This window comes from Nostoc sp. DSM 114159, assembly GCF_053470285.1.
This window is the reverse complement of sequence record NZ_JBPFEH010000001.1, coordinates 63,258-75,990: the sequence shown is the minus strand read 5'-3', so window position 1 is coordinate 75,990 and position 12,733 is coordinate 63,258. Positions and strand designations below refer to the sequence as shown.

At 42.9% G+C, this 12,733-nt stretch carries 8 protein-coding genes; 4 read left to right on the top strand and 4 right to left on the bottom strand.

Annotation, left to right across the window (positions count from 1 at the left end; translation table 11 throughout):
- Window positions 1–31: 31 nt before the first annotated feature.
- Together ACR5KR_RS00255 and ACR5KR_RS00250 are read right to left on the bottom strand one after the other, a co-directional pair.
- Entirely contained in the window at window positions 32–706 is a 675-nt protein-coding gene (locus ACR5KR_RS00255) for a response regulator (RefSeq protein ID WP_448265019.1), read from the bottom strand.
- A 135-nt stretch (window positions 707–841) separates the two neighbouring features.
- A complete protein-coding gene (locus tag ACR5KR_RS00250) occupies window positions 842–1,945 on the bottom strand; it encodes a sensor histidine kinase (protein ID WP_448265018.1) in 1,104 nt (367 codons plus the stop codon).
- Between the two features lie 643 nt (window positions 1,946–2,588).
- Between ACR5KR_RS00250 and kdpA the strand changes: the two genes are divergently transcribed.
- The 4 genes from kdpA (at window position 2,589) to ACR5KR_RS00230 (ending at window position 9,471) form a co-directional block, all read left to right on the top strand.
- Window positions 2,589–4,274 carry a potassium-transporting ATPase subunit KdpA gene (gene kdpA, locus ACR5KR_RS00245; RefSeq protein ID WP_448265016.1) on the top strand — a complete coding sequence of 562 codons (1,686 nt, stop codon included), beginning with the start codon at window positions 2,589–2,591 and terminating at the stop codon, window positions 4,272–4,274.
- 558 nt (window positions 4,275–4,832) lie between these two features.
- Window positions 4,833–6,938 (top strand): potassium-transporting ATPase subunit KdpB, encoded by a 2,106-nt coding sequence (gene kdpB / locus ACR5KR_RS00240; RefSeq protein ID WP_445628278.1) that lies wholly within the window; start codon window positions 4,833–4,835, stop codon window positions 6,936–6,938.
- Between the two features lie 446 nt (window positions 6,939–7,384).
- The gene (gene kdpC / locus ACR5KR_RS00235; protein WP_448265015.1) at window positions 7,385–7,987 is read left to right on the top strand and encodes a K(+)-transporting ATPase subunit C; all 603 of its coding nucleotides are present in this window, start codon (window positions 7,385–7,387) and stop codon (window positions 7,985–7,987) included.
- Between the two features lie 326 nt (window positions 7,988–8,313).
- Window positions 8,314–9,471, top strand: coding sequence for a universal stress protein (locus ACR5KR_RS00230; RefSeq protein ID WP_448265014.1), 1,158 nt, complete (start codon window positions 8,314–8,316; stop codon window positions 9,469–9,471).
- A gap of 214 nt (window positions 9,472–9,685) precedes the next feature.
- On the opposite strand, the gene ACR5KR_RS00225 is transcribed toward ACR5KR_RS00230, so the two are convergent.
- Both ACR5KR_RS00225 and ACR5KR_RS00220 read right to left on the bottom strand, forming a co-directional pair.
- A complete protein-coding gene (locus ACR5KR_RS00225) occupies window positions 9,686–11,101 on the bottom strand; it encodes a folate/biopterin family MFS transporter (RefSeq protein WP_448265013.1) in 1,416 nt (471 codons plus the stop codon).
- 703 nt (window positions 11,102–11,804) lie between these two features.
- A complete protein-coding gene (locus ACR5KR_RS00220) occupies window positions 11,805–12,170 on the bottom strand; it encodes a hypothetical protein (RefSeq protein ID WP_445628282.1) in 366 nt (121 codons plus the stop codon).
- Window positions 12,171–12,733: the final 563 nt, after the last annotated feature.

The following is a 12,733-nucleotide window of genomic DNA, read 5'->3' as shown; positions in this document are numbered from 1 at the left end:
ACAAATGACCAATGACAAATGACCAATAAATCTAATTAATCAACAATTCTGGTGCTACCAATCCTTTTTGAATAGCTAAGACTGCGGCTTGAGTGCGATCGCGTACTTCTAGTTTTTGTAAAATAGCATGGACATGAACCCGCACAGTACCAGGGGCAATGTAGAGAATTTCAGCAATTTCTTGATTGCTTTTGCCAGCTGCTACCAGTGCCAAAATTTCTTGCTCCCGCTTCGTTAAAGGATTTTCTAGAGATTCCTCAGTTTTTGCAGACTGCACCGCCATCGAATTGCCCTCAAAAGCGGCTCTAATTTCAGTTGTTGCCGTTTGATCCCACCAAGAAGCGCCCGCAGCAACCGATCGCACTGCTAATATCAAAGACTCAGCCGGAATACCTTTAAGACAGTAACCTTGCGCCCCGGCGGCAATTAACCGCGAAATCAGTGGTTTTTCAGAACGAGACGTTAAAACGAGAACTGGTAAATTTGGGTGCTTCTGCTTGATTTGGCGACAAGCCTCAATCCCGCCAATTCCTGGTAAACCTATATCCAGCAAGACCAAATCTAGAGGATAGTGATTGGCGAATTCTACAGCTTGTTCCCCATCTTCCGCTTCTGCGACAATCTCCAAACTGGTTTCTTGTTGCAACCGCATCCGCAAACCAAGGCGAAATAATTCATCATCTTCAACTAGTAAGATTTTTGTCATTGGTAATTGGGCATTGGGCATTGGGCATTGGGCATTGGGCATTGGGCATTGGGAAAGAGGAGGCAGGAGGCAGAAGTTTTTTAATGCATGAATTTTGAATTTTGAATTTTGAATTTTGAATTTTGAATTGATTTCTCATCTCCCCGGTGGCGGACAAGCTGGGAGTCGGAAAGCAAACAATGCGCCGCGTGGTGAGCGATTCTCTGCCCAAATTGTACCCCCATGAGCAGTAATAATTTGCCTAGTCAAATAAAGTCCTAGCCCAGAACCGGAGACGTGGCGATCGCTATTTCCTTGATAAAATCTCTCAAATAAGTGAGGTAACTCTTTTTCGGTAATCCCGGAACCAGTATCGAGTATTTTTACCACTTGATCGCTAGAATAACCTTCAAATACTACTTCCACTTTACCGCCACGAGGGGTATGGTTAATGCCATTACTCAGGAGATTGCTGAAGACTCGCCCAAGTTGCAAAGAATCGCCATTTACCCAGAGAAAGCTGCGAAAATCTGATTCGCCATAGTGCAGAGAAATATAAACCTGGCGTGTTTTCGCTAGTTCTGTTAGGGTAGCAACGATTTCTTCCGCTACTGTCACCAAGTTAACTGGTGATATCTGTAGTTTCAGCCCTTCGGCATCATTGCGGTACACATCTAAAAGTGTTTGGACTAATTGCAATGTACTCTGATGACTACGAGCCATTGTTTGTAATACTTTTGCTTGCATGGGCGTGATTTCACCGAATTGCTCATTTTGAAAATATTTCAGCGTTTCAATTGCTCCTAATAAAGGTGTTTTCAAATCATGCGTTAGGGTAGAAACAAAATCTTCACGCATGATAGCTAGTTGTTCTTGGGAGCGTAATTGTGCTTGGGTATAAGCGATCGCTTCTTCATTGCGGTGGTTGCGATCGCTTAACCAACCTGTTACCATCAACGCCAACACTGCAATCAGCCTATTTGCCAACGTTGGAGAATTAATCATTTCTCCTCCGGGAACAAACAAATTCAATAATGTTAATCCTGTTGCTGCTAGAGTGATCCCCAAAACTGCTCTCCGATTCAATCGAGAATCTGCTAACAAAATCGTTCCCGTGTAGAGGTAGCCAAATACGTACTCTGGGGGTGTCAAATATTCTAGTATTATCACGATCGCAAAGGCGATCGCTATTAGTCCATAGGTCTTTCCCCGCTCATTTATAGCTTCTTTCATAGTCCATAATCGACTTAACATCGTCATTTATGATTTACTAAAAAATTGTGATTCTCCAATCTGTATAACTATTTAATTCACCAATTATGAGTTATCTGTAATCTATATCTGCAAATGCCAACTTCAGAATTAACCCGAAAATTACGATTCTCCAAATGCAATAAAGAAGACTGGAGAATAAAAACTGGGTAATTGCCCACAAGAAGCAGCGTCTCTACCACTATCTTCCCAAACCCTAATCCCATTAAGAAAATACTTTATGATATTTATATTCTTTGAAAGTAGCAAACTTGCAAAATGTATTGTATAAACAAATAGTCCTAAGTAGTGAGATAGATAAATTAAGAGTCAAAATTAAATATTCTTAACGAAAACTTTAATAAGTATCTGGATAGTCATAACTGAAAATATTCAGGAGTTATGTTAGCCGTAGTTGTACGTTCAGCCAGTATTGAGTAAAAAGTTATGAGTAAAAATTAGTACTTATGAATCTTACTACTCTCAGCCGAGGCACTTACTACTCGGAACTGATTTGATGCTGAGTGCGATTATTGCTTTTTGTACTCAGTACTGTTTAGGAAAATCCCTTGAAATCAAATACTCCTACAGTTAATCTATTATTTCTAAGAATTGGCTTGCTACTACTTAAATTTAATTTAGCGCGAAATATATGGGACAAGGTTTTTTGCAAATTGGCTTAACGCTGTGTATTGTCATAGCAATCACTCCATTATTCGGAAAATACATAGCTCGTGTCTTTTTGGGGGAAAAAACACTACTTGATTTTTTAATGAACCCCATAGAGCGGAGTATGTTCGTATTTGCGAGTGTTCGGAGAAAAGATGACATGACAGGTTGGCAGTATATCCGGGCCATACTCTGTTTTAACTTGATTATGGGCATTTCAGTGTATTTATTGATCTATTTTCAAAGACTTTTACCCTGGAATCCAAACGGTTTCGGTGCGCCCACCTGGGATGTATTGCTGCATACAACGATTTCATTTGTAACGAATACTGACCAACAACACTATGTAGGTGAGACAACCTTAAGCTATTTTAGCCAGGTAGCGGCTTTAGGCTTTTTGATGTTCGCCTCCGCAGCCACAGGTTTAGCTGTGGGAATTGCCTTTATTCGCGGGTTGACGGGTAGAAGACTGGGAAACTTTTACGTCGATCTCGTCCGTGGAATTACGCGAATATTGTTACCGATTTCGATTATTGGCGCGATCGCCTTACTTATAGCAGGTGTACCACAAACCTTAGCTGGAACTATGGATGTGCAAACCTTAGAAGGCGGGACGCAATATCTGGCCAGAGGCCCGGTGGCATCCTTTGAAACGATCAAACTTTTGGGCGAGAACGGCGGTGGCTTTTTTGGCGTCAACTCAGCACATCCCTTTGAAAATCCCAATGGCGCTTCTAACTTGATAGAAATGCTCGCCATGATTTCTATCCCAGCAGCCTTGATTTACACCTACGGTATATTTGCCAATAACATCAAACAAGCTTGGCTACTTTTTTGGATGGTGTTTGTGATTTTTGTCATTCTCGTGGGAGTTACAGCCGTGGGAGAACTGCAAGGTAATCCCCTGGTTAATACCGCCTTTGGATTAGAACAGCCCAATTTAGAGGGAAAAGAAGTTCGATTTGGTTGGGCACAAACAGCATTTTGGGCAGTGATGACTACTGCTACTATGTCTGGTGCTGTGAACGGGATGCACGATTCTTTGATGCCGCAAGGAATATTTTCGACTCTCTTCAACTTATTTATCCAGGTTATCTGGGGTGGTCAAGGAACTGGAACAGCTTACTTATTTATTTACTTAATTCTCACAGTCTTCCTGACTGGACTCATGGCAGGACGTACTCCAGAGTTTTTAGGACGCAAAATTGAAAAGCGAGAAATCGTCCTCGCTAGCGTAGTGCTGTTGATTCACCCAATTCTAGTTTTGATTCCCAGTGCGATCGCTTTGGCTTATCCCATCTCCCTATCTGGAATTAGCAACGCTGGCTATCACGGTATTTCTCAAGTAGTTTATGAATATGCTTCAGCAGCAGCAAATAATGGTTCGGGCTTAGAGGGTTTGGGGGATAACACCCTGTGGTGGAACTTGAGTACAATAGTGAGCCTAATCGGAGGACGCTACATTCCGATGATTGCTATCCTGCTGCTAGCTGACGGGATGTCTCGCAAACAACCAGTAGAAGAAACTCCTGCTACCTTAAGAACAGATTCTTTGGTATTTACTAGTATCACAGCTGGAGTAACGCTGGTTTTGGGAGTATTAACTTTCTTTCCCGTTCTGGCTTTAGGCCCCATAGCTGAGGGTTTGAAACTAGCATCTGGCAGTTAGAAAAGTTATGAGTTATAAGTTTGAAATTAAGAAGATATCAAAAAGTAATTCAGGAGGCAGGAGGAAGGAGTAACCCAGACTTAAAAGTGTGAGATTTGAGCAAGAAAGGTTATATAGCTGTAGTCAGACATATTAGGACAGTGTTGATTGCTCAAAACCTTGGAAGCAACTAGTAGTCTGCCAAGCCAAAAATGTGCTTGTGAGGGCTGGGTAAGGGGTAAAGGGGAAAGGGTAAGGGATTTAAAACCTTTCTCCCTTTACCCCGCCAAGTTCACGAGAGCGAACTACTAGGTTTACTCAGCACGGGATCAACGCCCCGCTATCCATGTACAGCACTCAGCTATATCTTGCACTACGCGTCTCGTACCAGTATCTTATTTTTAACTGGGTAATTACTCAGAACTAAAGTTTTCATTCATACTTATTTCCTCCTGGCTCCTGCCGTTATCTGATAAATTATTCGGTTTCGTAGGATGCGTTACTAACGCATCCTACAGGTTGGATATTTTTTTATTAGAAGTTCCTATAACTCCTAACTTCTCACTGCTAACTTTATTTATGAATCAAGTGGCAACTAACTTCAAAGCTAGACGCCCAAGTTTTCGTTCTGGCGATCGCCGCCAAAAACGTAAAAAGACCAGGGCAAATAATAAGTGGCTGTACTTAAGAGCAATTAGAGATGCTTTTGTCAAGCTCAACCCTAAGTATGCAATCAAAAATCCAGTAATCTTTGTGGTTTGGGTAGGGACAATCATCATCCTATTGCTAACGATCGATCCCAACCTATTTGGCCCAGCCCTGCAAAAGAACCCGCAAGTTTTCAACGCCTTGTTGTCAGGGATTTTATTCTTCACAGTTTGGTTTGCCAATTTTGCCGAAGCAGTGGCAGAAGGACGGGGTAAAGCCCAAGCCGATGCCTTGCGGTTAACAAAGTTAGAGGCGATCGCGAAAAAACTTGCTGCCGATGGCACAATTAGTGAAGTTTCATCCACCAGCCTTAAACAGGGCGATACCATTTACGTCGTTGCTGGCGATATCATCCCCGCCGATGGTGAAGTCATCATGGGTGTTGCCTCAGTGGATGAATCGGCAATTACTGGAGAATCTGCACCAGTATTAAAAGAATCAGGCTCCGATGTTGCCAGTTCCGTCACTGGTGGAACGCGAATTATCTCAGATGAACTAATTATCCGTATAACTACTGATGCAGGCAAAGGCTTTATTGACCGGATGATTGCCTTGGTAGAAGGGGCAGAACGCAGCAAAACACCCAATGAAATTGCCCTCACGGTATTGTTAGCAGTTCTCAGCTTAGTGTTTTTGTTAGTCGTAGTCACCTTGCCTGCACTTGCTTACTATGTCAACAGTCCAGTTAACGTCCCAATTTTAATTGCCCTATTAGTAGCGTTAATTCCTACCACCATTGGCGGCTTACTAAGTACCATCGGTATTGCTGGTATGGATCGAGTTGCCCAATTTAACGTCATTGCCACATCAGGACGAGCAGTCGAAGCCTGTGGTGATATCAATACTTTACTTCTTGACAAAACAGGTACAATTACCCTCGGCAACCGTCTGGCGGAAGAGTTTATTCCCCTCAACGGTCATTCAATGTCGGAAATTGCTAATGTTGCCTGGGCGGCTAGTGTCTTTGACAATACACCAGAAGGAAAATCCATTGTCCGACTGGCAGAAAAGTTGGGCGCAAGGTTTGATTTTGACTCCACTCAGGCAGAAGGAGTCAGTTTTTCCGCCAAAACCCGGATGAGTGGCACGAATTTACCTGGTGGGTATGAGGCTAGAAAGGGAGCAGTAGAAGCTATTAAAGGATTTGTCCGTTCCCGCAACGGACGCGATACGCCAGAATTGGATGCTGCCTACGAACGAGTTTCCCGCTTGGGAGGTACACCCCTAGCAGTTAGTCTAGATAACGAAATCTATGGGATTGTTTATCTCAAAGATATAGTTAAACCTGGTATCCGCGATCGCTTTCTTGCACTGCGACGCATGGGAGTACGTACCATCATGCTAACTGGAGACAACCGAATTACCGCTTCTGTCATTGCTAAAGAAGCTGGGGTTGATGACTTCATTGCCGAAGCCACACCAGAAGACAAAATCAGTATCATTAAACAGGAACAAGCAGCAGGTAAACTGGTTGCCATGACGGGAGATGGAACTAACGATGCTCCAGCATTAGCCCAAGCTAACGTTGGCGTGGCGATGAATACAGGAACACAAGCTGCAAAAGAAGCCGCCAACATGGTCGATTTGGACTCCGATCCCACAAAGCTACTCGATATTATTGGTATTGGTAAGCAATTGTTGATTACTCGCGGGGCATTGACGACATTTTCCATCGCTAATGATATTGCTAAATACTTTGCAATTATTCCAGTGATATTTGTCGCTGCTAATTTGCAAAGCCTGAATATTATGAATTTGACTAGCCCTAAATCTGCTGTACTCTCAGCATTGATTTATAATGCTTTGATTATTCCTGCTTTGATTCCCTTGGCATTAAAGGGTGTGAGGTTTAGACCTCTGACAGCTAATCAGTTACTCCAACGCAATATCTTAATTTACGGCTTAGGTGGGGTGATTGCGCCGTTTATTGCAATTAAGTTGATCGATGTACTGATTACACTTGTAGGTTTGGCTTAAGGATAGCAAAAGTAGAGACGCTGAAAAACGATCGCATCTTGACCAAAGTAAAATAATAAACATTTTTACTTTTACCTGTTGATAGGAGGGACAAGAAGAATATGAATAAATATCGTTTTCATTCAGCACTGCTTTGGCGATATCCTTTGTTTAGTCGCAATGGCATAAACAACAGACCTCTTGCAAAAATAATTTTTGCACTCTTAGGGGAAAGGGTAAAGGTTAAAGGGAAAGGATTTTGAGTTTCTTTACCCTTTTCCCGGACAAATGCCAAGAAGTCTAACATTTACCACTCGCTATTTTTATCTTGCTGTGCTTGAATGTGGTAACTGCCCCAATTGTTTATGCTGTTGCTAACAGCATCTTGTAACATCGTGCTAGGTGGGCAAAAGAATTAAAAATTAAAAATTAAAAATTAAATTATAGGCGCAATTGGAAAACTTTTTATGGCTATTATTCGAGAAACTATCAGAGCAATTTTTATAACTCTAATGCTTTGGTTGTTGACTGCAATCATCTATCCGCTGGTAATTCTTGTAGTGGGTCAAGTTTTTTTGCCCTATCAAGCTAATGGCAGTATCGTGCGGAATCTAAATGATGAACCAATTGGTTCGGCTTTAATCGGTCAGGTATTCACATCTGAGCGATATTTCCATTCTCGTCCTAGTACTGTTAGATATAGTCAAGGAAAAAAAGCCAAGCCAACCGGCATATCTGGAGCTAGCAATCTCGCTGCCAGCAATCCAGAACTACTGAAGCGGATTTTAGAAGAGGCAGATAAATTGCGAGAGGAAAATCTTCAACCGATAGCTGATTTAATTTATACCTCTGGTTCGGGTTTAGATCCGCATATTTCCTTGAAAGCAGCACGGCAGCAATTGACGCGGGTTGCTGGTGCGCGGGGAGTAAAAGAAGATGAGATTTTACGTTTAATTAATAAGTATACTGATGACAGATTTTTATGGATTTTTGGCGAACCAGGAGTCAATGTTCTGCGATTGAATTATGCTCTTGACTTACAAGATTTTAATCGTCAGCAAAATCAGTAATTTGTCATTTGTCATTTGTCATTGGTCATTTGTCATTGGTCAAAACAGTGTTGAGTAATGAGTAATGAGTAATGAGTAATGAGTGCTGAGTTAGGAGTTAGGAGTTAAGAGTTAGGAGTTTTATTTATCTCCTTGTCTCCCTTGTCCCCTTGTCCCCTTGTCTCCCTCATCTCCCTCATCTCCCTGCTCCCTGCCCCCTGCCCCCTGCTCCCTGCTCCCTGCTCCCCTGCTCCCCTGCTTTTCCTGCGTTCAGCAAGAACTGCTTTATCCCAATGACAAATTTTTACGCTAACCGTACTTAGGATTATACAGATACTAAAAATGAAATGTCAGATCGTAGTAATACTGGTTCGGCTGGGAATGCGCCTTTAAATTCTGCAAGTTACTCGCTTTATCCGGCACGACGGCGGGGTAAGCATAAAATCTTTATTGGTATGGCTCCTGGAGTAGGCAAAACCTACCGGATGTTAGAAGAGGGACACGCACTCAAACAAGAAGGAATTGATGTTGTCGTTGGGCTTTTGGAAACCCACGGACGCAAGGAAACGGCTGAAAAGGCAGAGGGACTGGAAATTATACCCCGTAAGCAATATCCTCGCGGTGAGTTGACGCTGACGGATATGGATACAGATGCTATTTTAAAGCGATCGCCCCAATTAGTCTTAATCGATGAACTTGCCCATACCAATGTCCCCGGTTCTCCACGCGAAAAACGCTACGAAGATGTCGAAGTAGTTTTGGCAGCCGGTATTGATGTCTACTCCACAATGAATGTGCAACATTTGGAAAGTCTCAACGACTTAGTAGCCAGAATTACAGGTGTGGTAGTCCGCGAGCGGGTTCCTGACAGGATTATGGATGAAGCAGATGAAATAGTGGTAGTGGATGTCACACCAGAAACACTGCAAGAACGATTATTAGAAGGGAAGATTTACGCACAGCCAAAAATCCAACAATCCCTCGATAATTTTTTCCAACGCCGTAACCTGATTGCTTTGCGGGAGTTGGCTTTGCGGGAAGTAGCAGACAACGTAGAAGAAAATGCGATCGCCTCTACTCCCAACGGACAATTTTGTAATATTCACGAGCGGGTTTTGGTGTGTGTATCTACTTATCCCAACTCAGTGCAGCTGTTACGCCGGGGTGCAAGGTTGGCTAACTATATGAATGCACCGCTTTATACCTTGTTCGTAGCCGATCCAGAACGCTTCCTCACTAAGGAGGAAAGCTTGCATATCCACACTTGCGAGAAACTTTGTAAAGAATTTGAAGGTACTTTTCTTCGTGTTACCAACAGTAATATAGCTAATGCGATCGCCCAAGTCGCCGAGAGACATCGTATCACCCAAATTGTAATCGGAGAAAGTCAGCGATCGCGCTGGCAAATGCTCCTCAAAGGATCTTTAACGCAAAAATTGGTGCGCTTGCTCAAAAATATAGATTTGCATATCATTGCCAGCGAAAAAATGGTTTCACCCAAATAGGGCAGGGGGCAGGGGGCAGGGGGCAGGGGGCAGGGGGCAGGGGGCAGGGGAGCAGGGAGATGAGGGAGACAAGGGGACAAGGGGACAAGGGAGACAAGGAGATAAATAAAACTCCTAACTCTTAAATCCTAACTCCTAACTCAGCACTGGCTCAACCTTAGCTTTCCGCTAACAGCACTCTCGATCTCATCTACTTAGAAACTGCTGTATTACACTATTCTAGTATTTCTGACTTTGGTTCTCTCAGTACCAACTCCGGGATCAAATCAGGCGAAAATGATTTTTCGTCATTTTTGAGTGTCTCAGTTTGTTCTTCAGCAGCAGGTAGCCAGTTGATAAATGGTAGGGGTAATAGGGTGCTGAGGTTAGTAATTAGCACCAATAGCCAAAGTGATTCAAAGTTTGTTGCGGTGATTCCCAGCCAATAGGTGATTAATGCCCCGAATGCATGGGAAACTGTTCCGGCGGAATTATAGACTGACATTAACAAGGCAAATAATGTCGCTTCCACACCAGAAGGACAAAGCCTTGCTGCTAGCACCATCACTTGCATAAAGGCAATTTTCCCCATCACAGTCAAAATCAGGCTATCACCCAAACTAAACCAGTGGTCATCTATACCCAATAGCCTGTTTGTGTGAGTTACCAACAATAGCATCGTCATCCCCAAAAGTGACGAAAGGACAGTACTCCAAGCAAAAATCACGCGAAAAGGGATGCTTTTGAGGAAACGTTGAAAAATCCAAACACCTGCCAAAGAAGCGAAACTTCCCACCAAGTTTACTCGCCCCAAAAATTCTGGTTCAAAGTGGAGTTCGTTGGTAGCGAAGTAGAAAAAGGCTGAGTCAGCATTTGGGGTAGCTTGCCAGATGAAGATAAACGCCGTTGGTAGCCAAATTGTTTTTTGGCTAATGGCTTGGCGTAGCTGTCCTAGTTGATGTTTGATTGGTACAGAGTTGGTCTGATTACTATCTTCAGGATCTTTGCTAACGGGGGACTCAGCAATTAACCAAGCCACCCCTGAAACGATCAAAGGAAATAAAGCGGTGATCCCAAAGACGGTACGGGTAGTAAAGTATTGAAGTAGTAGACCGCTACAGTAGGCTGTTATTAAACCTCCGATCGCAGAAGCACCCCAGCACAGAGATTGTAGTGAGCCGGCTTTTGCTTGCGATTCGCCTCTGGCTCGTTCTACAACTAGCGAGTCAACGATGACATCACTCATGGCGACACTAAGAGAACCAAGAGCGATCGCTAAGGTAGCTGCCCAGCTAGTATGAACTATTGTGGCCAGACTCATCCAAGAAGCAGTTCCCAGTATCCCGGATAAAATCAAGTAAGGACGGCGACGATAGCCAAATATAGGCAAGCCATCAGAGATAAAACCAAACATCGGCTTGATCATCCAAGGTAGGAAGACAATTCCCAATAGCGCCGATACCTGGACTGGACTCAGGAGTAGTTCATCTTTGAGAAAAAAGCTAACGGCTAGACGCGATAGCCCTAAAATTCCTTGGACAAAGTAAACGGTGAGAATTGCAATTAACTCCGCATTCGGTTCATTACCTAAGAAGAGTTTTTGTGTTAATAAGTCTTTGACCTTAGACAAGCCAGATGATTGATCTACCATTCGATAAATATTTTTTAAATTTTGTCTACTTGTCTATCATATCGATTCTTAAAAGGTGGGTTTTTTCTCACCTTTTCCTTTGGTTTCTTCACTTCTACTACGCGGTAGTTGAATCTCGACTTACTTCTCCTGTCGGAGAGGCTGCACTTCGACTACGCTCAGTGACCACGCCAACGACTACGCGGTAGTTGAGCGCAGTCGAAACTCAGTACAAGTCGCTCGATTACCGCGCAGCGATGCACTGAGCCTGTCCTGAGCGTAGCCGTTGGCGCAGCCTCTCGTAGAGAAGGGCGCAGTCGAAGTGTCGAAACTCAGTACAAGTCAGGGCAAGTCGCTCAACAACCAGGCAGCAGGTTAGGAGTATCAATTAAAACTAAAGTTTTCGGGTCTGAGCTACAGTTCAGAAAAAGAATTATACCAAGACGCGCTGCGCGTTAGCGTAGCGGCACGAAGTGCGCTATTTGACGAAGCCATTGCGGTGAGCGGGTTCCCCGACATAAAGCATCCAATCGCCGAAGTAAGTAATAAATTAGACTTTTCAAACAACCTCTAATAGCAAGAATTGGTTGAAACGGACTAAAAATACTTTATTAGTCCGTTTCAACCAACTTGAGCTAATAGCCGGAAAATAAATTTTCGGGCATTTTTTAAGCTTTTGTAACAGCTTTGAAGATGGTGGCTCTACACATATTCATATCGGGAATTAGGAATACTTAACATCTAGAAAAGGCAGTTGCTTGGAACCATTAGCGCCAATAACTTCAATACCTTGTTTGCCACGAATGCCATCTACTGGCAGAGAAACTATATAAGGTGCGATCGCTGGTAATCCGATTCCGGGCAAAGTACCAACGACCTCAACTCCCCAATATTCAGGTTGCTGGACGTATACAAGTGGCACAAGATTCACTTCCAAATTCAAGTATGGTTTCGTTCCTTTGACAACTAAAATATAAGTGTCATTTACTATACCAGGACGAATTTCTGCTTCTTCAAAGTCAATTAATCGAGATGACTCTGGTTTTGGTAAAGCTCGGAATTGACTAAGACTTTGCTCTAATGTACTCATTTTTTCTCCTTTAGAAGAACTATGTTGTTGAAGCAACTAATTAAGCAGATAACAAGATGTTTTCAATCTTGTACCTTCAACTTTTTAGTTTCTTAGTTAATTCATCAAGCTAGAAAGCAAAGTTTATGCAATGCCAACTTCTTCTTTACATTTATTTATCAAGCTCAGAAATTACCATACAAGGTGGTTAATCTAGAAGAATCCTTGCATTGATAGTGATGTACCGCCGATCTCGTCCTTTGCGATCGCACGATCCTTGAAATCATCAGAGTTCCTGCATTACCCGAATAACGATCTCGAACAGTTCGCGTGCAGAGATACCAGCACTACCTTCGGCAATGGGGATTTGCAATCCACCCAGGCGTGAAAAACGTGGTTAAAGAAATCTACTATTTAATATGCCTTCATTTCCTGACGACTGTTTTTTTGAATAAAAATCTATTTTTGTCCAAAACTTTCCAATATAATCCAGTTTCAAATTCACCGTCCTCAGTAATTTCTTGGCGATGGTTAGGACGGACTACGCCTACGCTACGAGAGTATGTTTGGTGGAGGTTATCCCT

Coding starts and splice junctions, on each gene's coding strand:
- ACR5KR_RS00255 (WP_448265019.1), bottom strand. CDS start 706: ATGACAAAAATCTTACTAGTTGAAGATGATGAATTATTTCGCCTTGGT.
- ACR5KR_RS00250 (WP_448265018.1), bottom strand. CDS start 1,945: ATGACGATGTTAAGTCGATTATGGACTATGAAAGAAGCTATAAATGAG.
- kdpA (WP_448265016.1), top strand. CDS start 2,589: ATGGGACAAGGTTTTTTGCAAATTGGCTTAACGCTGTGTATTGTCATA.
- kdpB (WP_445628278.1), top strand. CDS start 4,833: ATGAATCAAGTGGCAACTAACTTCAAAGCTAGACGCCCAAGTTTTCGT.
- kdpC (WP_448265015.1), top strand. CDS start 7,385: ATGGCTATTATTCGAGAAACTATCAGAGCAATTTTTATAACTCTAATG.
- ACR5KR_RS00230 (WP_448265014.1), top strand. CDS start 8,314: ATGTCAGATCGTAGTAATACTGGTTCGGCTGGGAATGCGCCTTTAAAT.
- ACR5KR_RS00225 (WP_448265013.1), bottom strand. CDS start 11,101: ATGGTAGATCAATCATCTGGCTTGTCTAAGGTCAAAGACTTATTAACA.
- ACR5KR_RS00220 (WP_445628282.1), bottom strand. CDS start 12,170: ATGAGTACATTAGAGCAAAGTCTTAGTCAATTCCGAGCTTTACCAAAA.